24 protein-coding genes and 2 tRNA genes are annotated in these 22,171 nt (G+C 67.1%); 16 read left to right on the forward strand and 10 right to left on the reverse strand.

Translation table 11 applies throughout. From position 1 onward, the window contains the following. Positions 1–430: 430 nt before the first annotated feature. The 5 genes from QH196_RS07470 to QH196_RS07490 all read right to left on the reverse strand — a co-directional run bounded on the left by QH196_RS07470 (position 431) and on the right by QH196_RS07490 (position 4,938). On the reverse strand, positions 431–1,150 hold the full coding sequence (locus QH196_RS07470) for a hypothetical protein (RefSeq protein ID WP_280415021.1): 720 nt from the start codon (positions 1,148–1,150) through the stop codon (positions 431–433). Positions 1,151–1,275: 125 nt separating this feature from the next. Further along, positions 1,276–2,187 carry a galactofuranosyltransferase GlfT1 gene (gene glfT1, locus QH196_RS07475; protein WP_280415042.1) on the reverse strand — a complete coding sequence of 304 codons (912 nt, stop codon included), beginning with the start codon at positions 2,185–2,187 and terminating at the stop codon, positions 1,276–1,278. A 206-nt stretch (positions 2,188–2,393) separates the two neighbouring features. Continuing rightward, positions 2,394–3,275: a galactan export ABC transporter ATP-binding subunit Wzt/RfbE gene (wzt, locus tag QH196_RS07480; RefSeq protein ID WP_280415022.1), complete on the reverse strand. Its 882-nt coding sequence runs from the start codon at positions 3,273–3,275 to the stop codon at positions 2,394–2,396. A gap of 13 nt (positions 3,276–3,288) precedes the next feature. Next, on the reverse strand, positions 3,289–4,143 hold the full coding sequence (wzm, locus tag QH196_RS07485) for a galactan export ABC transporter permease subunit Wzm/RfbD (RefSeq protein ID WP_280415043.1): 855 nt from the start codon (positions 4,141–4,143) through the stop codon (positions 3,289–3,291). A gap of 204 nt (positions 4,144–4,347) precedes the next feature. Next, positions 4,348–4,938, reverse strand: a complete 591-nt coding sequence (locus tag QH196_RS07490) for a bacterial proteasome activator family protein (RefSeq protein ID WP_280415023.1) — start codon at positions 4,936–4,938, stop codon at positions 4,348–4,350. Between the two features lie 136 nt (positions 4,939–5,074). Between QH196_RS07490 and QH196_RS07495 the strand changes: the two genes are divergently transcribed. Continuing rightward, positions 5,075–6,277 carry a cysteine desulfurase-like protein gene (locus QH196_RS07495; RefSeq protein ID WP_280415024.1) on the forward strand — a complete coding sequence of 401 codons (1,203 nt, stop codon included), beginning with the start codon at positions 5,075–5,077 and terminating at the stop codon, positions 6,275–6,277. A gap of 19 nt (positions 6,278–6,296) precedes the next feature. Here the strand turns inward: QH196_RS07495 and QH196_RS07500 are convergent, their stop codons facing one another. Next, complete coding sequence (locus QH196_RS07500) at positions 6,297–7,295, reverse strand: NAD(P)H-quinone oxidoreductase (protein WP_280415025.1); 999 nt, start codon at positions 7,293–7,295, stop codon at positions 6,297–6,299. A 541-nt stretch (positions 7,296–7,836) separates the two neighbouring features. On the opposite strand from QH196_RS07500, the gene QH196_RS07505 reads away from it, so the two are divergent. The 7 genes from QH196_RS07505 to QH196_RS07535 all read left to right on the forward strand — a co-directional run bounded on the left by QH196_RS07505 (position 7,837) and on the right by QH196_RS07535 (position 12,155). Continuing rightward, positions 7,837–9,012, forward strand: coding sequence for a lactate 2-monooxygenase (locus QH196_RS07505; RefSeq protein ID WP_280415026.1), 1,176 nt, complete (start codon positions 7,837–7,839; stop codon positions 9,010–9,012). 78 nt (positions 9,013–9,090) lie between these two features. After that, positions 9,091–9,178 (forward strand) — tRNA-Ser (locus QH196_RS07510). Positions 9,179–9,340: 162 nt separating this feature from the next. Beyond that, positions 9,341–9,667 (forward strand): type VII secretion target, encoded by a 327-nt coding sequence (locus QH196_RS07515; RefSeq protein WP_280415027.1) that lies wholly within the window; start codon positions 9,341–9,343, stop codon positions 9,665–9,667. Continuing rightward, positions 9,667–10,398 carry a WXG100 family type VII secretion target gene (locus tag QH196_RS07520; protein WP_280415028.1) on the forward strand — a complete coding sequence of 244 codons (732 nt, stop codon included), beginning with the start codon at positions 9,667–9,669 and terminating at the stop codon, positions 10,396–10,398. Before QH196_RS07515 ends, QH196_RS07520 begins: the two co-directional genes overlap by 1 nt. Position 10,399: 1 nt before the next feature. Next, positions 10,400–10,897 (forward strand): hypothetical protein, encoded by a 498-nt coding sequence (locus tag QH196_RS07525; RefSeq protein WP_280415029.1) that lies wholly within the window; start codon positions 10,400–10,402, stop codon positions 10,895–10,897. Next, entirely contained in the window at positions 10,894–11,487 is a 594-nt protein-coding gene (locus QH196_RS07530; protein WP_280415030.1) for a hypothetical protein, read from the forward strand. Before QH196_RS07525 ends, QH196_RS07530 begins: the two co-directional genes overlap by 4 nt. A 53-nt stretch (positions 11,488–11,540) precedes the next feature. After that, positions 11,541–12,155: a putative glycolipid-binding domain-containing protein gene (locus tag QH196_RS07535; RefSeq protein WP_280415031.1), complete on the forward strand. Its 615-nt coding sequence runs from the start codon at positions 11,541–11,543 to the stop codon at positions 12,153–12,155. Positions 12,156–12,225: 70 nt separating this feature from the next. On the opposite strand, the gene QH196_RS07540 is transcribed toward QH196_RS07535, so the two are convergent. After that, positions 12,226–13,194 carry a prephenate dehydrogenase gene (locus QH196_RS07540; protein WP_280415032.1) on the reverse strand — a complete coding sequence of 323 codons (969 nt, stop codon included), beginning with the start codon at positions 13,192–13,194 and terminating at the stop codon, positions 12,226–12,228. A gap of 58 nt (positions 13,195–13,252) precedes the next feature. Between QH196_RS07540 and QH196_RS07545 the strand changes: the two genes are divergently transcribed. From QH196_RS07545 to QH196_RS07555, 3 genes are all read left to right on the forward strand, one after another. Then, positions 13,253–13,792 carry a tRNA adenosine deaminase-associated protein gene (locus QH196_RS07545; RefSeq protein ID WP_280415033.1) on the forward strand — a complete coding sequence of 180 codons (540 nt, stop codon included), beginning with the start codon at positions 13,253–13,255 and terminating at the stop codon, positions 13,790–13,792. A 28-nt stretch (positions 13,793–13,820) separates the two neighbouring features. Then, positions 13,821–14,267 (forward strand): nucleoside deaminase, encoded by a 447-nt coding sequence (locus QH196_RS07550; RefSeq protein WP_280415044.1) that lies wholly within the window; start codon positions 13,821–13,823, stop codon positions 14,265–14,267. Positions 14,268–14,323: 56 nt separating this feature from the next. Next, positions 14,324–14,414: transfer RNA gene (locus QH196_RS07555), tRNA-Ser, on the forward strand. A 36-nt stretch (positions 14,415–14,450) separates the two neighbouring features. Here QH196_RS07555 and QH196_RS07560 read toward each other — a convergent pair. After that, positions 14,451–15,251, reverse strand: a complete 801-nt coding sequence (locus QH196_RS07560; protein ID WP_280415034.1) for a ferredoxin reductase — start codon at positions 15,249–15,251, stop codon at positions 14,451–14,453. A 195-nt stretch (positions 15,252–15,446) separates the two neighbouring features. On the opposite strand from QH196_RS07560, the gene QH196_RS07565 reads away from it, so the two are divergent. The 3 genes from QH196_RS07565 to QH196_RS07575 all read left to right on the forward strand — a co-directional run bounded on the left by QH196_RS07565 (position 15,447) and on the right by QH196_RS07575 (position 17,878). After that, positions 15,447–16,052 carry a TetR/AcrR family transcriptional regulator gene (locus tag QH196_RS07565; RefSeq protein WP_280415035.1) on the forward strand — a complete coding sequence of 202 codons (606 nt, stop codon included), beginning with the start codon at positions 15,447–15,449 and terminating at the stop codon, positions 16,050–16,052. Between the two features lie 83 nt (positions 16,053–16,135). Further along, on the forward strand, positions 16,136–16,996 hold the full coding sequence (locus tag QH196_RS07570; protein WP_280415036.1) for an acyl-CoA thioesterase domain-containing protein: 861 nt from the start codon (positions 16,136–16,138) through the stop codon (positions 16,994–16,996). Positions 16,997–17,056: 60 nt separating this feature from the next. Then, positions 17,057–17,878 (forward strand): SDR family oxidoreductase, encoded by an 822-nt coding sequence (locus QH196_RS07575; RefSeq protein WP_280415037.1) that lies wholly within the window; start codon positions 17,057–17,059, stop codon positions 17,876–17,878. An 89-nt stretch (positions 17,879–17,967) separates the two neighbouring features. On the opposite strand, the gene QH196_RS07580 is transcribed toward QH196_RS07575, so the two are convergent. Together QH196_RS07580 and QH196_RS07585 are read right to left on the reverse strand one after the other, a co-directional pair. Further along, positions 17,968–18,411 (reverse strand): DUF6640 family protein, encoded by a 444-nt coding sequence (locus QH196_RS07580; protein WP_280415038.1) that lies wholly within the window; start codon positions 18,409–18,411, stop codon positions 17,968–17,970. 20 nt (positions 18,412–18,431) lie between these two features. After that, a complete protein-coding gene (locus QH196_RS07585; protein WP_280415039.1) occupies positions 18,432–19,535 on the reverse strand; it encodes an FAD-dependent monooxygenase in 1,104 nt (367 codons plus the stop codon). 231 nt (positions 19,536–19,766) lie between these two features. On the opposite strand from QH196_RS07585, the gene QH196_RS07590 reads away from it, so the two are divergent. Further along, the gene (locus tag QH196_RS07590; RefSeq protein WP_280415040.1) at positions 19,767–20,492 is read left to right on the forward strand and encodes a TetR/AcrR family transcriptional regulator; all 726 of its coding nucleotides are present in this window, start codon (positions 19,767–19,769) and stop codon (positions 20,490–20,492) included. 190 nt (positions 20,493–20,682) lie between these two features. Further along, positions 20,683–22,041: an MFS transporter gene (locus tag QH196_RS07595; protein ID WP_280415041.1), complete on the forward strand. Its 1,359-nt coding sequence runs from the start codon at positions 20,683–20,685 to the stop codon at positions 22,039–22,041. Positions 22,042–22,171: the final 130 nt, after the last annotated feature.

The raw sequence follows: 22,171 nt of genomic DNA on the forward strand, positions 1-22,171 counted from the left end.
TCTCCAGGCCGATGCCCCGGCTGCCGCCGGACATGATCATCGTCCGCCCGCGCAGTGGTTTGTCTCCCGTTGCCGTCATACCCTGCCCCTTTTGTCGTAGCGGCCGCCGCCCAGCGGTTCACCACATGGTCGGCGCATGCGATCCGAGCCTAGGCAACCGGCCGTGCGTTGCCCAGGGGGTGCGCGATCCTCGCAGGTCAGGCGGGCCGTGCCCCCCCGCCTCATCCCGTTTCGAGAGTTTCCGGCCGATCCTGGCAGTGCTCCGGTGAGCGGGAGCTGTGACTCTCGGATCGCGCGGATTCCGCCGCATCGCGCGGCATTCGGCTTACGGGCGTGCGGTGATTCGGCGCAGGCACGGCATCACGCGGGTGTTGGATACACGTAGGCGCTCGGCGGGCCGGTATCGGTCCGCCGAGCGCGTCGCGTCAACTCACATCGAGGCCATCACGGCGATATTGAGCACGAACATGAGCGCTATGAACGCCCACAGCACGTACATCACCACGATGCCGGGTGTCTTCTGCGGTACCGGCCCGATCGCGCCGTTCATGAAGATGATCGCGGGCGTCCGGTAGTAGTAGCGGACCGCCTGCCCTGGCTGAACAGGAACCGGGGCCTCCGCCGGACCCATATCGAACAACCACGGCGTCGCCACGCGTAGGTGATAGTTACCGGCGCCGACCGGGATATGGTTCGCGCCCCAGCGCGTATTCGGCACCTGCTGCCCGTTCACGAAAATCTTCGGTTTGGTGATGGCCAGCAGGAAGGCCATGGGTGTGTAGGAGCAGTCCACCGTGATGCCCGGCGGATCGTTCGGCGCCGGCTGCCCCGGCTGCTGCTGACCGTACGGCCCGGGCTGCCCACCCGGCCCGAACTGTGCCGGCGGCTGCCCCGGCTGCGGGTACGGTCCGCTCTGGAACTGTGGTTGCCCCACCGGCTGGGGTTGCGGACTGCTCGGGTATTGCGGTTGCCCGGGAGGCTGCCCGAATCCCTGCGGCGGCACACCCCACTGTTGCTGCCCCTGTGGTCCCCCTGGTTGCTGCGGCTGCCCGCCCGGATGCGGCGCCGGCGGCGCGAACTGTGGTTGCGGCGCCGGATACTGGCCGGGTGCGGGCATTCCCTGAGGCGGCTGACCGCCGGGGTAACTCATCGATCTCCTCCCGAATCATGCTGATTGCCAGCCGAACCTACCTGCTGGGGAGGAAACTCTCGCATCCGCCGTCAACCCCTATTGCGAATCGGTTGACCGATATGAGGCGTATGGGCGTTCCGGGACTAATCCGGTTTCTGGAATTGCTCGTTGCGCCCGAGGCTGCGCAGGTGGAACCACTCGCGTAACCCGGCCGGATCCCGGCGGGTTACCAGGAAGAACCAGGAGAAACGAATCCATTCCTGCGGCAGCAGCTTTCGCATACCCGGCTGGGACATGAGATACCCGCGGTTGCGATAGGTGAAATAACGCTTCACGGGGTCGTCGGGGTACTGGGTGTGCATACGCCCGCCCAGGATCGGCTTGAATTCGCCGGCACCGTTCGGGTGTAAGTAGGCGGTTTGCAGGCAGGTGCCGAAGGGTAATCCAGAGCGAACCAGGCGCCGATGGACCTCCACCTCGTCACCGCGCACGAACAACCGCAGATCCGGTACGCCGATCACATCCACGGCCTGCGCCGAGATCAGCGCGCCGTTGAACAGGGAGGCGATACCCGGCAGGAAATCGTCGTCACCGAGCTCGGAGCGCCGCCGCCGCCACACGAGACCGCGGCGCAGCGGGAAGGCCAGCCGGTCGGGTTCGTCGATATCGCACACCACCGGCGATACCTCCACGAGTTCGTGGCGGCGGGCGCAATCGAACAGCGTGGCAAGAACTTCCGGCCCGTCGGGGCGGCCGTCGTCATCGGCCAGCCACACCCAGTCCGCGCCCAGGCTCAGCGCGTGCAGCATGCCCAGCGCGAAACCACCGGCACCGCCGAGGTTGTGCGCCGAACCGAGGTAGGTCGTCGGCACCGGCTGATCGGCGACCAGTTCGGCCACCTCGCCCTCGTTCCCGTTGTCGACCACGATCAGGTGATCGACCGGACGCGACTGGGTCCCCACAGCTTTCAGTGATTCGGCGAGCAGATCACGGCGCTTATGCGTCACCACCACGGCGACAACGGTCGCCTCCGCGCTGTAATCGACCGCGGGCAGTACCGCTGCGGTGGGGTCCACCGGCACAGCAGCGGGCGATACCTTCTGGGTAACCGAGGTCGGCTCGGCCGCAACAGCTGCCTCTTGTTCCGGCGGTACCGGGAGCGCGGGTTCATGGCCGCCCGGCTCGATCGTGCTCGGTGCATCGGGCGTGAGCGAGGGCTCCGCGTCGGCACGCTTTGCCGCCCCCTCCGGGCCTGACTCGCTCATACCTGGTTCTTCTCCAGTTCTCGTTCGCCGTCGGCCGGCTGTGACTCGGGCGCACCGGCACCGGCGGTGGAACCACCGGCCTTCTCGGCCTCCAGTTCGCGCAATACCGTCGCCACATGATTACCCGCGTCCGGCCCCTCGTAGGCGCGGACCACCTCTTCGATTCCGCCCTGTAGCCGGATCTGGCCGTGGTCGATCCACATCGCGCTATCGCAGAGCTGGGCGAGGAATTCGTTGGAGTGGCTGGCGAAAACCAGGATGCCCGAGCGCGCGACCAGTTCCTGCAGCCGGATCCGGGCCTTCTTCATGAATTCCGCGTCGACCGCGCCGATACCCTCGTCCAGCAGCAGGATTTCGGGGTCGATGGAGGTCACCACGCCCATCGCCAGCCGGACCCGCATACCGGTCGAATAGGTGCGCAGCGGCATGGACAGGTATTCGCCCAGTTCGGTGAAATCGGCGATCTCGTCGATTTTGGCCATCATCTGCTTGCGCGTCTGCCCGAGGAACAGGCCGCGGATGATGATGTTCTCGTACCCGGAGATCTCCGGGTCCATCCCGACACCCAGATCGAACACCGGCGCCACCCGCCCGCGGATGCGCGCACTGCCGCGCGAGGGTTCGTAGATACCGGACAGCAGTCGCAGCAGGGTGGATTTACCGGCGCCGTTGTGGCCGACCAGGCCCACCCGGTCGCCTTCCTTCAGCGACAGCGTGATGTCACGCAGCGCCTCCACAACCACCACATCGGACTGGTTGCGGCCGATCGAACCGCCCGCCTTGCCCAGAAACGCCTTCTTCAGCGACCGCGATTTCGCGTCGAAAATCGGGAACTCCACCCACGCGTCGCGGGTTTCGATACTCACCTGATCGGTCATGACCGGCTGACTCCTAAACCCAGTAGGGCACGCGCGAACGGTACTTCTTCAGGGCGATCGCGGCCGCGATCCAGCCCACCACGGTGATCGCGCCGACGATCGCCCAGTGGTACAGCTTCTGGTCGTCGCCGAGCAGCGGCGCGCGCACGATCTCCAGGTAGTGGTAGGTGGGAACCACTTCGGCCACACGGGCCCGTTCGGCGACCTCGCCGCCCTGGGCCTCGAGGCTCTTGGTGCTCCACATCACCGGCGTCAGCACGAAGAGCATCAGCGTCATACTGCCGAGGATGGGCGCGATATCGCGGTAGCGCGTGCTGAAGATACCGAACAGCACCGAAACCCACATGGCGTTCATGAACAGCAGTATCAGCGCCGGCACCGCGGCGATCGCCGTCCAGTGCAGATCGCGCCAGACCCCGAACAGCGCCAGGACCACGATATAGATCAGCAGGTTGTGGGCGAAGAACAGCATCTGCCGCCACACCAGCCGGAATACGTGCACGCTCAGCGCCGAAGGTAGCTGTTTGATCAGGCCCTCGTTGGCGATGAACACATCCGCGCCCTCGAGGATCGAGGCGTTGATGACATTCCACACGATCAGGCCCACCGCGACGTAGGGCAGGTATTCCTGCAGCGGCTGACCGAGCAGCGCCGCGTACAGGATGCCGATGGCGGTGGCCTGTACGGCGGTCGCGATGGTGATCCAGAACGGGCCGATCACCGAACGCCGATAGCGCTGTTTGATGTCCTGCCAGCCGAGCGAGAGCCATAGTTCGCGCTGCCCGAAGCCGTCGCGGATATCACGCCAGGCGCGAGCCCACGACTGCGAATCGGGCTCGATCGGTGCCGGGGCGGCCACCTGGGCGATATCGGTATCGGCTACCGGGGTCTGCTCGGAACTCACGGGCTTCTCATCTGCGGCGGGAGTGTGGTCGGCGCGCACCGAGCTCTCGTCGGTGCTCGCCGGATCTTCAGGGGTTACCAGGTCGGGGCGAGCGGAAGCTGCAGGCACGGTGCACGACACTACCCCGGCAATACGATCCGGTAACGCCTGGCATATACACCACCGCGTTCAGAGGTATTGCCCGGTGCCCCCGATGGAGTGGCCCTGCTGGCCGCCACGGCCCTCACCGGCATGGATACCCGGTGGCAGGGCGCCCTGGCGCATCTGTTCGAGCTGGGCGCGCGCGGCCATCTGCTGGGCGAACAGCGCCGTCTGGATGCCGTGGAACAGACCTTCGAGCCAGCCCACCAGCTGCGCCTGCGCGATCCGCAGTTCCGCGTCCGAGGGCACGGCGTCTTCGCTGAACGGCAGCGCCAGCCGTTCCAGCTCCTCGCGCAGCTCCGGGGCCAGCCCCTGCTCCAGTTCCCGGATGGAAGATTTGTGGATTTCGGCCAGGCGGGTGCGGCTGGCGTCGTCGAGCGGGGCCGCCCGCACCTCCTCCAGCAGCTGTTTGATCATGGTGCCGATCCGCATCACCTTGGCCGGCTGTTCGACCATATCGGCGAGCGTTTCGGTGCGGTCGCCCTCGGCCTCGTCGCCCGTGGAGTTCTCCCCGCCGGAATACGACGCGTTCGACGCGGCACCCGGTGGCAACACCAGCGGGCGGCCTTCTGGGCCGATCACGACAACGGGATCCGATGCGTCATCCGATTGCGTCATGCTCCCCATCATGTCGTGTTCGTGGCAAACGCGCTAAAGCCGGTGGTCGTAGTGTGGGTCGCGCGGGCAGCAAGTCTGGCGCACTGGGCCGGACCAGGGTTACCGGGCGGAGGCCGCTGGCCTTAAAGTGGCCTGCATGACTTACGACGTCGCGCGGGTCCGGGGACTGATTCCCGCCCTGGCCGACGGCTGGATCAACTTGGCTCCGCAGGCGGGCATGCTTGTTCCGGATTCTGTCTCGCGCGCGGTGTCGACCGGGTTCCGCTCGTCGTCTTTCACCCATATCGGCCGCCACGGTGCCGCCAAGCGCAGCGCGGAGATCCTGCACGACGCCCGGGTGGCTGTCGCGGATCTCGTCGGCGCCGACCCGAGCGGCGTCGTCCTGGGGCCCGACCGCGCGGTCCTGCTGTCCTGGCTGTCCGAATCATTGAGTTCCCGGCTGGGCCTGGGTACCGGTATCGTCCTGTCGCGCCTGGACGACGAGGCGAACGTCGCGCCGTGGCTGCGGATCGCCAACCGGTACGGCGCGCATGTGCGCTGGGCCGAGGTGGAGATCGAGACCTGTGAAATGCCGGCCTGGCAGTTCGAGGAGCTCATCGGACCCACCGCGCGGCTGGTCGCGCTGACGGCGGCTTCGCCGATCGTGGGGTCGGCGCCATCGGTGCGGGTCGCCGCGGAACGGGTCCACGAGGTCGGCGGGCTGCTGGTCGCCGATGCGGTGGGAGCGGCGCCGTACGCATTGATCGATATCGAAGACCTGAACGCCGATGTGGTCGCGCTGAGCGGTCCGAGCTGGGGCGGGCCGCAGGTCGGGGCGCTGGTTTTCCGGGACCCGGCGTTCCTGGACCGGATCCCGTCCATGGCGTTGAATCCGTACGCGAAGGGTCCCGAACGGCTGGAGGTGGGCGGGCACCAGTACGCACTGCTGGCCGGGCTCACCACCTCGATCGACTATCTGGCCGGGCTGGACGAACGCGCCGACGGGACCCGGCGGGAACGGCTCGAGATTTCGGTGACCTCCCTGCAGGACTACCACGACCAGCTGTTCGATCATCTGATGAGCACCCTGGACAAGATCAGTGGTCTCACCGTGATCGGCCGGGCATCCACCCGCATCCCTACGGTCAGCTTCACCATCGACGGTATGCAGGCGGAGAAGATCGCGGCCGAACTGGCCGATAAGCGGATCGCCGTGCTCGCCGGTTCGCACGGTGGCAGCCGGTTGCTGGACGCGCTGGGCGTCAACGACGAAGGCGGTGCGGTGACGATCGGTCTCGCGCCGTACACCACCCGGCGCGAGATCGACCTGTTCGGCCGGGCGCTCGCCTCCCTCGGCTGAGGTCCGCGGCGCCGGCGGATCAGCTACCCACTCGCAGGATCACCTTGCCGAATGTCTCGTGCTCGTCGAGCTTTTCGTGCGCGCGGCCCGCTTCGGCCACCGGCACCTCGGCGTGGATCACCGGGACGATCTCCCCCTTCTCCAGCAGCGGCCAGACATGGGCGCGCACCTCGGCGATGATGTCGGCCTTGCTGCCGCGGCCGGTGGCCGGGCGGTCGCGCAGTTTGATCGCGCGGACCGTGCCCCGTTTGGCCATCAGCGCACCCAGGTTCAGGTCGGCGTTCACCCCGCCCTGCATCCCGATGACCACGACCTGACCGTCCAGGGCCAGTGCCTCGACATTGCGGCCCAGATACGCGGCGCCCATGTTGTCGAGGATGATATCGGCGCCCGGCCCGCCCAGACCGTGCTCGGCGCGGATCAGCTCCACGAAATCGTGTTCGTGGTAGTTGATCAGAACGTTCGCCCCGAGTTCCGCGCAGCGTTCGAGTTTGGCCGCCGAGCCCGCCGTCACCGCGACCCGGGCGCCCAGCTGCCGCGCCACCTGGATGGCATGCGTGCCGATCCCGCTACCACCGCCGTGCACGAGCAGTAGCTGCCCGGAGTGCAGACCGGCGGTCATCACCAGGTTCGACCAGACCGTCGCGGCCACCTCGGGGAGCCCGGCCGCCGCCGCCAGATCCAGGCCGTCCGGTACCGGCAGCACCTGCCCGGCGGGCACGACGACCTTTTCGGCGTAACCGCCGCCGGAGAGCAGCGCGCATACCCGGTCGCCCACCGACCATTCGCGGACACCGTCGCCGACCTGCGCGATAACGCCGGAACATTCCAGTCCCGGGACCGCAGTCGTCCCGGGCGGCGGCGCGTAGAAGCCGCGGCGCTGCAGCAGATCGGCCCGGTTCACCCCGGCCGCCGCCACCTCGATCAGCACCTCACCGTGCCCGGGGACCGGGTCGGGTGCTTCCGACCACTCCATCACCTCGGGCCCACCGAAACCGTTCAAATTGATCGCGCGCATCGCCCCATAGTGCAACAGCGACCACCGAACAGGGTCTTGCGGACCTGTCGGCGAGTCAGCCACTGCGGTGGTACGGGGCGACCTCACAGGGCGAGGTCTGCGCGGTGGCGCCGTCAGCACCCGCAGCGAGGTCGAAACGGTGACCGCGACCGTGTACGCCGCCCGCGTCGGCGAAGGTTGATGCCCGGGCTCAGCGACGAACAGCCCTGGCCGCTCAGGTCTGTGCCCACGTCGGGTTCCGGCCGACGCGGCGTGACCAGGGAGGGCGCCCCAGCCGCAGCCTCTCGGCGCATGTAATCGCGTTCGGGCCTGAGTAGCGGGCCGCGACCGTGGTGGGACTGTCACGTATGTGGCGGCCATCGCGCGGAGTGAGCGGTCGGCGCCGGATGCGGCGCTGGCTCGACCAGTGCGGGGCCCGGTCGCGCGATCACAGTTGGTGCCGTGCGTAGCTGCGGGCCGGGTGGTGGTGGGTGCGGCGGCAGAGCAAGGTACTCGCCCATATGCGCCCTGGATCGGCCCGGCGGGGCTAGCGTGTGCGTGCGTGAGCAGCTTCATCGACTTCCAGAACGAGATCTACCTCCAGGGGATGGGCGGGGCGGTGCCCGAACTGCCGATGACGGCGGACGGGTTCGAGAGCCGGGCCCGGGAGTTGCTCGATGCGCGCGCCTTCGCGTACGTGGCCGGTAGTGCGTCCAGTGAACGCACCGCCGCTGCGAATCTTGCAGCGTTCGAACGGTTCCGGTTGGTGCCGCGCATGCTGCGCGGTACCAGCGGCCCGGGCACCCGGGATACCGCCGTGGAGGTCCTCGGCACGAAACTTGCCGCGCCGGTACTCACCGCGCCGGTCGGGGTGCTGGAGTTGCTGCACGAAAAAGGTGAGGTCGTGGTGGCGGGGGTCGCCAAGGAACTCGGCGTGGGCAGCGTGCTGTCCACGGCGTCCTCGTCGACCATCGAGGAAGTCGGCGAAGTGGCGGGGGACTGGTGGTACCAGCTGTACTGGCCGGCCGACGACGAGCTGGCCCGGTCGTTCGTCCAGCGGGCCGAGCGGGCCGGTGCGCGGGCGATCGTGGTCACCGTGGATACACCGTCGCTCGGCTGGCGCCCCCGCGACCTCGAACTCGCTCATCTGCCGTTCCTGCTGGGCAAAGGTATCGCGAACTACCTGTCCGATCCGGTTTTCCGTGCCAAGCTGCCTGCTCCGCCCGAGGAGGGCGAGGACGCCATGCGGATGGCGATCCTCACCTGGGTGGGTCTGTTCGGCAACCACACCCTGCGACCCGCCGACCTGGCGAAACTGCGTGACTGGACCGATCTGCCGATCGCGGTGAAGGGCGTTCTGCACCCCGACGACGCCCGTCTGGTCGTCGATGCCGGCGCGGACGGTGTTCTGGTGAGCAACCACGGTGGCCGCCAGATCGATAACTCGATCGCCGCCCTCGATGCGCTGGGCCCGATCGTGGCGGCCGTCGGTGACCGGGCCGATGTGCTCTTCGACTCCGGTATCCGCACCGGCTCCGATATTCTCACCGCGCTGGCCCTCGGCGCCAAAGCCGTCTGTTACGGCCGCCCCTGGGCTTATGCCCTCGGTATCGCCGGGGCGCCCGGTGTGCGGCACGCACTGCGGTTACTGCTTGCCGATTTCGATTCCGCCATGGGTCTGTCCGGCTGTGCCGACCTCGCCGGAATCACCCGGGACCTGCTCGCCGTCCCCCGCTGAACCCGGGAATCGGTCGCCAACGGGTAGCCCCGCCGGATTTCGGTTCCGGGCGGGTGTATCGGTTAACATCGAGGTCCTGGAGACGTGGCAGAGCGGCCGAATGCACTCGCCTTGAAAGCGAGAGTCGTGAGAGCGACCGGGGGTTCAAATCCCTCCGTCTCCGCCAGCCACCTCGGGTACGGCCGATCGCTGCGGGGATCGTTCGGCAACAGTGGCCGGGAGTAGGGCGTTCGAGTTCTGCGCACGACTGCTTGCCGTTCGTACCCGGCTGTGTCAGGGTTTGCGATGCAGAGTGCGGTGTGGGAGCGCCGCTGAAGGGAGGGGTCCCATGGCCGAAGAGCTCGAGGTCGATCCTGATGAGGTCGACAAATTCGCTGCGAGCTTGAAGAAGCTGGCGGACGAGAACGCGAACGCCATCGCATACATCGATAAATGGCTGCGGGTGGACAACACTGTGTGGGGTGACGGTGGACTGATCCGCCTCGGGCTCGGAGCTATCAGCGAGGCGTACGACAAGCTCAAACCGAACTACGAGACGCTGGGCAATCTTTCCGAAGCAGCGGCGACCGAACTGACGGCCGTGGCCCAGATGTACCGGACCACAGACACAACGAACGCTGCCGCCTTGGATCGCACCTATCCGGGCGGCAAATAATGGCCGGGACACCTGCGGAGAAGCTGGCCGAGCCCGCTCTCGAAGACCCGATGAACGACAAGTTCGAATTCCTGATCACCGCCAACGAGATCTCGCCGACCTATTGGGCGTGCACGTGGAGCAAGAACGTACTCGGCGTGGACCCGGTGGAGTGGTTCGCACAAAAGATCTCCGGTGATTGGGAGGCCCTGCAGAAAGCGGGCAAGGCCGTCGAGAATCTGGCCGGTTACAGTTCGAGCTTCTCGGACGAGATCGAGAAAGCCGCAAAGGCCGTGGACACGACCTGGGACGGCAACGCGGCGACGAGCGCTCAGTCCTACTTCGCGGAGCTGTCCACCGCGGTCGCGGCACAGGTCGATTCGCTGAACACGATTGCCGACGAGATCAAGAACTTCGCGAACGCTGCGTACTACGGAGCGAAGACGATCGGCGATTCGGTACAGACCGTGTTGGATCTGGCGGCCGTCGCCATCATCGAATGGGCCGCGGTGAAGGTTTCCGCAGCGACGGGTGTCGGCGCCGTCGCGACTGCTGCGCTGGTCGCGGCGGCCACGTTGAGCACCCTCAAAGTCATCGAGGAGTTCGGCCTGATCGTCGCGGCGTTCTCGTCGATCTACATCGGCTTGGAAGGGATCGCCGGGCTCGTCTATGCGGGTGCAGGTGCCATCCAAGGTGGCGACCTGACTGCCCTGCCACAGAAATCCTACGACCACCCCGGAGCCGGAGCCTGATATGAGCGCACCCGAGCCGATACATGATCTCGCACGGGGCGACGTCGCAGTATCGCGTCAACTCTCCAAGGCACTCCAGGTCATCATGGCCGGGACGGCGGATAAACAGCTGAAGAATCAGATCCGCGCCATCCTCGACGGCCGGGGCAGCGCCCGCGAATTGATGCGCAGCGATGCGTTCAACACCGTCCTGGATCGGACCATGCCCGCAGCTATGCAGCAGTTCGCCGATATGCCCGAGGACGAACGGCAGCGGCTCGCCGCGCAGGGGCAAGCCCAACTGGACCAGCTCCGCAACCAGCCGCCGGAGTGGTCCACACCGCCCCGGTCGGCCGAACCGGCACCCCAACCACCGATTGCACCGCAACCGGCGCCGCCCGCCGCGGCAACCTCCCCGGCGCGACGCAAGTCCTACAAGGACCAGGTCGTTACGCCTGATGAACCGGACGAAGACGATCTCTACTTCAGTGACCGCCGGAAGAACGGGTGGCTGCGGTGACCGGACGACCGAGGGTGCTGTTCGACACCGAGGTCGATCCGGACCGGGCGCCGGCTTTTTCGAGCGCGCCGCTGGAATTGAAACTGATCGAGGCGCTGCCCGATATGTGCAGCGAACACGGTCTGCCGGCCGTGGAAAGACGGCCTTTCGTGGTGAACTCCCAGGGACTGCCGGGATCGGAGATGCCGAGTATCGGGGTGTTCTTCCGATCCATCAAACCGCCCTGGCGGCCGCAGCAGAACTATGGCATCCAGGCGCGTCTACGTTTCGAATGCCCGGCCTGTGAGTACTGCCTATCCGAGGCCGGGAAGTTCCGGCGCATTGCTTTGCTGGCGTTGTCGGCGATAGTTGCGACGGTCGTGGCGATCGTGGTCGCGGTCGTCTTCGGTGTGGAGCAGCTCGCTGTGCCGCTGGCCTTGGCGGTTGTGCCCGGATGTCTTCCCGTTGCGGCGGTTGTCGGCATCGTTGCCTGGACGCGGTCCGATTATTTCGCGGACGTCTGGTTGACCGATACCACCGAGCAACTGATTGTGTCGGCCCACCCGGACTTCGTCACGGTTGTGGATCAGCGTCGCACAGGCACGCACTGATCCATCCCCGTGGGAGCTCTGTATCGGCCGGTCGGTTGCGTACGGTGGGACCCGTGACAGAAACGAGCGACGAAACCCCTGGTCCGGGCTCCGTGCCGGAGCCGGTGCGGTGGCCCGCTGTGCTCACCTGGCGCTCGCACGACTCCTCGCGGATGGAATCGGTTCGCGTAACCCTCAACGGCAACCGGATCCGGGCCAGCGGCCGCATCATCGGCGGAGGATGCGGGGAGCATCCCGCGTTCAGCGCCTCCTATGACCTGGTCACCGATGAGAACGGGGCGACCAGGCGGTTATCGCTGCGCAGTACGACCGCGGCCGGGGAACGGCATGCGTCGATCGCGCGCGACGAGGAGAACTACTGGCTCATCGACGCCACCGGCGCCCATGTCCGCTCGGCCTTCGGTGGGGCGCTGGACGCCGATGTGGTGCTGAGCCCGTTCTTCAATACGCTGCCGATCCGGCGTTTCGGTCTGCAGCACGCGATGGAGGACGTCCAGGTTCCCGTGGTCTACGTGAGCCTGCCGGATCTGACGGTGCAGGAAGCCGATCTCACCTACAGCAGTGCGGGCGACGGGATCAGTGTGCTCTCACCGGTGTCCAGTGCGACGCTCACCGTAGATCCGGACGGATTCGTCCTCGACTATCCGGGCCTGGCCGAGCGAATCTGACCGCTCTTCTCGGACTCCGCAGAGCGTCGAGGCATCGGCCATCGGGGTCCCGCCGAACCGATACGGCGGGTCAGATCGGCTCTGTCCCGGTGTCCAGGCGGGTGATCACACCGCCCGTCCGGCCGGCGTCCTGCAATTTCTCCAGCCAGCCCGGCACACCCGGCTCGATATCGGTGATCTCCCAGCGTTGCGCGGATTCGTAACGTTGCCGTGCCGCGTGCCCGGCGGCGGCGAGTTCGTCGAGCGAAGTGCGCGCGCTGAGCGCCTCCCGAGCCTCGGTGAGGGCGGCGAGTGTTTCGTCCAGTACCGCGAGCAGGGCATCGGAGTTCGGTTCGCAGATGGCGCGCACCAGGCCGGGCGCGGTGGCCGCGACCCGGGTGCCGTCGCGGAAGGAACCCGCCGCCAGCCCCAGCGCGAGGTCCCCGCCGCGTGCCCCGGCCACCGCCAGCGCTTCGGCCAGCACATGCGGCAGATGCGAGATCCGGGCGACGGCGCGGTCGTGCTCCGAGGCGATCACCGGGACCACCACCGACCCGCAGTCCAGGGCCAGCCGCGTGACCCGTGTCCAGGCGTGCGGGTCGGTACCCGGATCCACCCCGACCGCCCAGGCGGCACCCTGGAACAGGCCGGGATCGGTGGCCTGCCAGCCGGATTCGGCGGTGCCCGCCATCGGATGCCCGCCCACATAGCGGTCTTGTAAGCCGTACCTGCGCACCGCGGCCGCGACCGGGGATTTCACACTCACCACATCGGTCAGCGGGCACTGCGGCGCGTACTGCGCGATCGCGTCGAGCATCGGATCGACCGCCGGCATCGGCACCGCCACCACGATCAGGGCATCGGTCTCGGCGGCGCGGCTCAGCACTGCCGGGAGGTCAGCGGAGACGTCGAAACCCGCTTCCTGGGCGGCCGCCACGCCCGGCGCCGATCGGTTGTATCCCCAGCCGGTGTAGCCCGCCGCGGTCGCCGCACGCAGCAGCGATCCGCCGATCAAACCCGTCCCGAGAACACAGAGCGCCGTATGGTTGTCAGCCGTCACCGGAACAGATTCGCATACGAGTTCATCTAACGGCCTCCAGCCGACTACCGTTGCGCCCATGGCAGCACAGCGCTCGGGCACGAACAGGGCGACGTCGGACGATTACGACGACGTCGAGGGGTTCGCGGTGGCCGTTGTCCGGGAAGACGGTACATGGAAATGCAGTCCGCTGACCACGGCCGCGCTCACCACACTGTCCGCCGCGGAGAACGAGCTCAAAGCACTCCGCTCATCCGGTGCGGTTTTCGGACTTCTGGACGTCGACGACGAGTTCTTCATCGTGGTACGGCCGGCCCCCAGCGGCACTCGGTTGCTGGTGTCGGATGCGACCGCGGCGATCGACTACGACATCGCGGCCGATGTCCTGGAGGAACTGCATATCGAGATCCCCGATATCGACCCCGACGATCTGGACGATACCGAGCCGTGGGAGGAAGGTGACCTCGGCATTCTGGCCGATCTGGGTCTCCCCGAGCCGGTATTCAGTGTGATCCTCGCCGAAACCGACCTCTACCCCGACGAGCAGCTCGCGATGATCGCCGAACGGCTCGGGTTCGCCTCGGAATTCTCCGCGGTGCTCGACAAACTACCGCGCTGAAGTGGGCGGCGGGCTCTCCGATACCGAGATGGTGCGGGCGGCGCTGGCCGCCGCCCGCACCGCGGATCCGCGGGACGTACCCGTCGGTGCGGTGGTGTTCGACAGCCGGGGCCGTGAACTGGCCCGCGCCGCCAACGCGCGCGAAGTCACCGGCGATCCCACCGCGCACGCCGAGGTCCTGGCGTTGCGGCGGGCCGCGGCGGTCCACGACGACGGCTGGCGGCTCACCGGAACCACCCTGGCGGTCACTCTCGAACCGTGCACGATGTGCGCCGGCGCGCTCGTCGCGGCCCGGGTGGATCGGCTGTTGTTCGGTGCGTGGGAGCCCAAGACGGGCGCGGTGGGTTCGCTGTGGGATGTGGTCCGCGACCGTCGCCTGAATCACCGTCCACAGGTTCGCGGGGGAGTCCTGGAGGACGAATGCGCGGCGATGCTCGACACGTTCTTCCGCTCCCAGCGTCGTCCCGGAGGGTAAGCGCAGGTCGAGGCCCGATTTAGAAGATCGGCGGCCGGTCCGGTATTGTGACGGGCGGTGGCGTGTCCGAGCGGCCTAAGGAGCACGCCTCGAAAGCGTGTGAGGGGTAACCCCCCTCCGAGGGTTCAAATCCCTCCGCCACCGCCACAACCTCTGATCCGGGGAACCGGGTCAGAGGTTTTTTCATGCGTCCGCGAGGTTCGCGGCTACCGTACGGTGGGCTCGCGGCGCCTGATGACGTTCCAGATGCAGGGAACAGGTGGGGTTCACCCGGGGTAGGACACGGGCCGCGGCTTCCTGCATCGGTGGGGGGCCGCAGACGTAGACCGCGGTGCCCGGGTCGGCACGGGCGAGTAGCTGGGCCATATCGGGGCTGCCGAATTCGTCGTCGGGCCGGATCTCGGCGTCGGGCACCCGGTCGCGGAACGGCATGGAGTCGGCGGAGCGGCCGGTGTAGATCAGCGTGCCGCGCTGCCCCGCCGCCCGCACCATGGGCAGGAGCGCGGTGATGCCCATACCGCCGGCGATGAACAGGTAGTGGTCGGCATCGACGAACGGGTAGGTGTGGCGGGGGCCGTGGACGCGGAGAACATCTCCGCTGCGCAGGTTTTCGTGGATTTCGATCGAGCCGCCGTTACCGTGCGGCATGAGCCGTACGGCGATCCGGTAGGCGGAGCGGTCGCGCGGATTCCCGCACAGCGAGTACTGCCGCTGCCGGCCGGAGGGGAGGAAGACGTCGATGTGGGCGCCGGGAAGCCAGGCCGGTAAGGGGTCTCCCTCGGGGTCGACCAGGACCACGGCGACCACATCGGCGGCTTCCCGCTGGATGGCCGCGACGACGAGCCGGCGGTTGAAGCCGCTGTGCCAGAGCATTTTCGACCGTGGCAGCACCGATATCGGCCGATGTGTCACGAATATCGACCGGCAGGCGTCCACTGCCGCGCCGATCATCTGTAGGCCGCGAGCCGGTGCCTGGGTGCCCATCAGTTGTGCCCCGATAGCCGGGACGGAAGACGCACCGGTGTGAAACAAGCGGCTGCTTGGGTGGTCTGCACCATTCGGCGAATCTACACGGCAACAGAATTAATGGCAATGTTGCAATATTGCGAGTGCAGGGTAGGCGTTTGCGTCCTGGCCGATAGGTGTTTGCGCCGACGGCGCTCTTGCTAGCGTTAGCTCATGTCCGCCGCGTACACCTCGTCCCCAGGGCTGCAGGATGGTATCGAAGCCCGCATTCTGGACGCGGCGTTGATCAGATTCGGCGAGTTCGGGGTCAAGAAGACCACCATCGAGGACATCGCCCGCCAGGCCGGCGTCGACCGCGTCACCATCTACCGTCGCGTCGGCTCACGTGACGATGTGGTCCAGGCCGTGGTCAGTCGCGAGGTGGCGGCGGTACTCACCGAGGTCGATGCCATATCCACCCGCCACGACCGCCTCGACGATATGATCGCCGATATCTTCGTCACCATCATCACCCGGTGGCGCGAGCACGTTCTCGTCCGGCGCATGCTCGACGTGGAGCCGGAGCGAATCCTGGAAAAACTCACCATCGAAGGCGGTCCGGTCTTCGCCATGTCGGTTGCCGCCGCCCACACCGCCCTGTGCCGCGCCGCCGACTCCGGCCTGCTCGCCGAACCGGCCGACCTGCTCACCCGCGCGGAACTGGTGTGCCGGGTGGTGCATTCGTTCATCCTCTGCCCCTCCGGCCTGGTCCCGCTGGAATCCGACGAACAACTCGGCGACTTCGCCCGCACTTACGTGGTCCCGATGGTCACCGGCTGAATCCGGGATCGCCCGCAACGATATGCCGGGCGATACGACGTAAACCCTGGCTTGTTCCGGATACCGGGTGTCATGATCCCCCGATGGCGACCATCACGACCGAGACGCCCCTCGGAGACATCACCCTGCAGGAGCAGTCCGAAATCCGGTTCGCGGCCTACCTTCCGGAATCGTTCTGCTTCGACGGCAGAGGATTCGGCGGATACACAGCGGCTCTCGCCGCCTCGGCGGGCTTCCGATGGTCGTCCGGACGCGAGCTCAACAGCATTCACGCGCTCTTCCCGAATGTTGCCACCCCCGGCGATCTCGAGCTGGAGGTCCAGCCGCTGGTCCGGGGGCGCAGCGCCGATGCCTGCCAGATCCGAGTCGGCCGAGGCGGCAAGACCGTGGTCCTGGCCTCCTGCTGGTTCGTCGACCCGAACCTCATCGGTGACCCGTCAGTTCCGGCGGGTGTGGTTTCCGCAGGCGCTCGGCGGGGTTCGTCCGAGCGGGTGCCTACTCCGGAGTCCTGTCCGGAAATACCTTGGATCGCCGAAGTAGCACCTTTTCTGAAGGGTTTTCATGCCCGTAGCGTCGACTATCCCGTCTCGCTGGAGGAATTCGAAACCGGTTTCCGCGACGGCGGCAACTCCATTTCGCTGTGGGCGGTTCCCGAAGAGACCCACTCCGATTCGATGGTCGGCCGGCTGAGCGACATCATGTTCCTCGACGCGCATCTGGTCGACGCGGTCCTGCGCGCTGAGCCGGCGGACACGGCCGTGGTGACGCTGGACCTTTCCGCCACGTGGACACGGGGCGCCACCCCGCCTCAGGCGGCGCTGCTGCAAGCGAAGGCGAGTACCCGGGGACAGCTCGCCACGATCGAGGCGGCTCTCGTCGACCGGAACGGTGATCAGCGGGCCACAGCGACCAGCCAAGGGCGTATCTACCGGCCACGGGTGTGAACGCCGGCTCGATGGCCTTACAGTACGGATCGACTCGTCACAGTCTCGGAAGGAATCGGTATGAGCAGCGAGGTCAGCGTCGTCGTCGGTGCCGGGGGAATGGGGCGCGCCATCGCCGCGCGGATCGGTAGCGGCCGGCATCTGCTGCTGGCGGATTTCGACGAACGCCTGCTGGCCGAGACGGCCGGGCAGTTCACCGAGCAGGGATTCGAGGTGAGTACCCGGCAGGTGGACGCCGGGGACCCGGCGTCGGTGGCGGCACTCGCCGCCGCGGCCGCCGAAGCCGGGCCGATCCGGCATCTGGTGCACACGGCGGGGGTTTCGCCGGTGCACGCCTCCACCGAGGTGATCGTGCGGGTCGACCTGTGCGGGGTGGCCTATGTGCTGGACGAATTCGGGCCGCGGATGGCCCGCGGCGGAGCCGGTGTCGTGATCGCCAGTATGGCCGGGCATATGGCGCAGTTGACCGCCGAACAGGAGGCTGCCCTGGCCGCGACACCGACCGCGGAACTCGCCGATCTGCCGTTCCTGAGCGCGGAAGCCGAGCTGCATCCTATGCACGCCTACCCGATCGCCAAGCGTGGAGCCATTATTCGTGTGCAGGCCGCGGCCGGCGCGTGGGGCCGGGCGGGTGCCCGGGTGAATTCGATCAGTCCGGGCGTGATCTCCACCGCGATGGGGCAGGATGAATTGGCCGGTGAATCGGGCGCGCGGATGCGGCAGATGGTCGACAGCTCGCCGGCCGGTCGCGTCGGTACCGCCGAAGATATCGCCGCCGCAGCCACTTTCCTGCTCGACCCAGCCAGTAGCTTCGTCACCGGCACCGACCTGCTCGTCGACGGTGGAGTGGTCGCGACCATGCAAGCGGCGATGCGCGGCTGATTCCTTCCGTCGCGCAACGCACGCAGACCGTCCCTGCGGGTTTCCGGACGAATGCTGTGCTGGGCCGAGCGGCGGTACCGCTGCCCGGGTCAGCGAGATCGCGTGACGGTGTCATCCGTACGGAATATCGCTACCGCGGCGATGCCCAAGGCGGTGAGCAGCAGGATCGCGAGAAAGACCTGCCCGTGCAGTCCGAGGACGAACAGTGTCCGATCGCGGAATTCGGGGTCGTAGGTGGCTGTCCCGGGGAACCCGGCCGCGGCGATCATCCCGATCCAAGGCGTGGCGAGAACCGCGGCCGCGCACAGCAGCCGGCCACGGAGATTCGGTCCCCGGCGCAGCAGGGCGAGGCCGACGAGGCCCAGTAGCACCGTCATCACCATGTACTGGGCATCGTGGAATTTGGCGTGTGGCGGCCAGTTGTCGTTGAACGCGTGCTGTGCGGCCAGATCGGGGACCACCAGGTCGGCCAGGACGGCGCCGGCCATGGTGATCAGCGCGACCACGGCGAGCGTTGTGCGGGAGTACTTCATGGGAGTGTCCTCGGATCGGGTCAGGCAGGCCATGCGTATGCGGGGGTGATGGAACGCCCGAATACGGCGGCGGGGATGTGCGGGAGAGTGGTGTCGCGCAGAGCGGTCAGTACCGGATTGGTCCAGTGTGCGGGGGCGCCGGCCTGCCGGGACCGGCGAGCCACCATCCGGGTGCGCGCTCGGCGAGCCCGGTCGTAGGCCATGAGACCCGTGTCGATGCCGAGTGTGGTGACTTTCTCGGCGAGAGTGGCCGCGTCCTCGAGCGCCTGGCAGGCGCCCTGCCCCAGATTGGGGGTCATGGCGTGGGCGGCGTCGCCGAGCAGCGCGACCCGGCCGGTCACGAAGCTGGGCAGGCTCGGCAACTCATAAGTATCGTGCTGTAGCAGCGCCTCGTCCTCGACGGCCGCCAGCCGGGCCGGGATCGGGTCGTGCCACCGGCGGAACCGTTCGCGCAGGTCGGCGGCGCCCCTGCGGGACCCGGCCGGTGCGTTCGCCATCGCATAGCAGTAGACGCGGCCGTCCGGCATCGGGACCTGGCCGAAACGTGCGCCACTGCCCCAGGTTTCCACGCTTTCGGCCGCGGTGTGGGACTCGATGAGGAAACGCCAGGTGGTATAGCCCGCATAGCGGGGCTCCGGGCGGGTGGGCCACAGCGTGCTGCGGGTGATGCTGCGCAGGCCGTCTGCTCCGACGACGAGGTCGCCGGAGCTCGTTCCCGCTGTGTGCGTGACCGTACCGTCGGGGTGTACCTGCCGGACCTCGGCACCGGGGCGCAGGGCATTCGCCGGAATCGCCGTCAGCAGCAATTCGATCAGTTCGGCGCGGTGCACCGTCACCCACTGACCGAACCGGTGTTTCAGTGCGCCGACATCGTTTCGGATGAGCCATGTCCCGTTCTCGGCGCGAATCCCCGAGGGCGGGTCGACGATCCGGCCTATCTCGCGTACATCTCCGATCCGGAGCAGGTCCAGCGCACGTAATCCGTTGGGCTGGATGGTGAGGCCCGCGCCGACTTCCGCGAATTCGGCGGCCCGTTCGAGGACTTCGATATCCCAGCCCTCCCGGTGGAAGGCCGCAGCCGTGGCGAGCCCGCCGATACCGCCGCCGACGACAACTGCTTTCACGACCGCCGCCCCTCGCCCGAGTCTTTCTGGGACGACGCAGTGAACGGGGCCGGGCGCCCGCGCAGGTGCGCCCTACGAGACTGCCACCACCACACCGCTGTCACCAGCAGCAAAGCCACCGGAATCCAGTACAGCACAACCATAATTCAACCTAGGGGTAGTCGGTTTACTTAATGCTATTAAGCATCCATAGAGTGTGTAATATGTCAAGGACGAAAGGAGGCTGGGCGGATGACCGTGCCTGCCGGCGGCCGGAAGGCCAGGCTGCGCGCCGCGACCCTGCGCGAAATCCACCAGACCGCACGGGATCTACTGGTCGAACAGGGGTCCGGGGCGGTCACGATCAACGGGGTGGCCAGGCGGATGGGCATGAGCGGCCCCGCGCTGTACCACTACTACAGCGGCCATGAGGAGCTCGTCGGCGCGGTGACCGCCACTTTCTTCGACGAACTGGCAGCCGAAATGGAGGATGCCCGCGACGCGGCCGGTGATCGCGCCGTGGGTGACCGAATTCTGGCGGTATGCCGGGCCATGCGTTCCTGGGCGGTCGTCCACCCGGCGGAATTCGGCTGGATCTTCGCCGGCCCGGTCGGCGCGCCCCAGCGGCGGCCGGAGTCGGTCCGGCATCAGGCCGCATTGCGGTTCGAACGGGTCCTGCTGGATCTGACGGTCGAACTATGGGAGGAACGGCCGTTTCCGGTGCCCACCGAACTTCCCGGATCGCTGCACGCCCAACTGCGGGAATACTGCGCCACCATCGACAACCGGCTACCGCCCGAGGCTGCCCACGTGTTCCTGTCCTGCTGGATCCGTCTCTACGGCCTGCTGTGCATGGAAGTGCTGCGCCAATTGGACTTCGCGTACAGCGACCTCGAACCCGTATACGAGGAATGCCTGCGCGAACTGTCCGGTCTGCTCGGGTTCGCATACTCCGGACCGGCGCCGGACCCGCGATAGCCGCGCCCGTCGCGGTAATCGTGAACCGAACACCGACCTACCCGTACCGGCGGCGAGATCACGGCAGTGTGGGCCCGTGCTGTCCGGAAATTCCGCAGTCGGCTCCGAATCCCGCTTCCTGCCTGCACACTGATCGTGCAGCGGCGCCGGCAGCACGCCGGCGCGCACTGGTGAACGGGAGGAAGCGCGAATGTCCGAAACCACTACCGCGGGCCCGGCGGTACCCGGCGAACCGGTATCTTCGCGCGCGGCGACCCGTCGCGCCGTCTGGAACACACTGCGCGGCTCGTCCGGCAACCTCGTCGAGTGGTACGACGTCTACGTCTACACGGTGTTCGCCTCGTACTTCGAAAGCCATTTCTTCGATTCGGCGGACAAGAATTCCACCGTCTACGTGTACGCGATCTTCGCCGTCACCTTCCTCATGCGGCCGGTGGGGTCGTGGTTCTTCGGCCGCTACGCCGACCGGTACGGCCGGCGCGCGGCGCTCACCTTCAGCGTTTCGCTCATGGCCGCATGTTCCCTGGTGATCGCGCTCGTGCCGGGCCGGGAGGTGATCGGGGTCGGTGCCGCTGTGATCCTGATCCTGTGCCGGCTCGTGCAGGGCTTCGCGACCGGTGGCGAGTACGGCACCTCGGCGACCTACATGTCCGAGGCCGCCACCCGGGAACGCCGCGGTTTCTTCTCGTCCTTCCAGTACGTCACTCTCGTCGGTGGTCATGTGCTCGCCCAGCTCACCCTGCTGGTGCTGCAACTGTTCATGGACAAGCAGGAGATCTCCGATTACGGCTGGCGTATCGCATTCTTCATCGGCGGTGTCGCCGCGGTGGTCGTGTTCTGGCTGCGGCGCAGTATGGACGAATCGCTCAGTGCAGAGCAGCTCGAGGCCGTCGCGCGGGGTGAGGATTCCGAATCGGGGTCGCTGCGGGAGCTGGTCGGCAACCATTGGCGTCCGCTGCTGCTGTGCTTCCTGGTGACCATGGGCGGCACCTTCGCCTTCTACGTCTACAGCGTGAACGCTCCCGCCATGATCAAGACCGCGTTCGGGGACCGCGGTATGACGGCCACGTGGATCAACTTGACCGGTCTGATCTTCCTCATGCTCTTGCAGCCGGTCGGCGGGATGATCAGCGATAAGGTGGGCCGCAAACCGGTGCTGATGTTCTTCGGCGTCGGCGGTGTCGCCTACACCTGGTTTCTGATCACCTACCTGCAGGACGCGACCTCGATCGCGGCGACCCTGCTGGTGACCGGTATCGGCTACATCATCCTCACCGGTTACACCTCCATCAACGCCATCGTCAAAGCCGAACTGTTCCCGTCACATATCCGGGCTCTCGGCGTAGGTGTGGGATACGCGCTGGCGAATTCGGCGTTCGGCGGTACCGCGCCGATGATCTACCAGGCCGCAAAGAACGGGGGTCAGGTGACCTTGTTCATCGTGTACGCGACCGTTGTCGTCTTCGCATCGCTGCTCGTGTATCTCTTCGCGTTGAAGAACAAGAGCGAAACGGCACTCGACCGCGAACAGGGCAGTGCCTTCCGGTAGCTCCCATGGGTGCTGGGCCACCGAAACCGCCCCCCCGGGCCCGGTGTACCCGGGGGGGGGTATTGGGTGGGTGAGAGGCGTAACGGTGTACAGGGACAACAGCGCCGCGTTTTACACGACGTAGATGTTG

Source organism: Nocardia carnea, assembly GCF_029868325.1.
Lineage (GTDB): Bacteria > Actinomycetota > Actinomycetes > Mycobacteriales > Mycobacteriaceae > Nocardia > Nocardia carnea_C.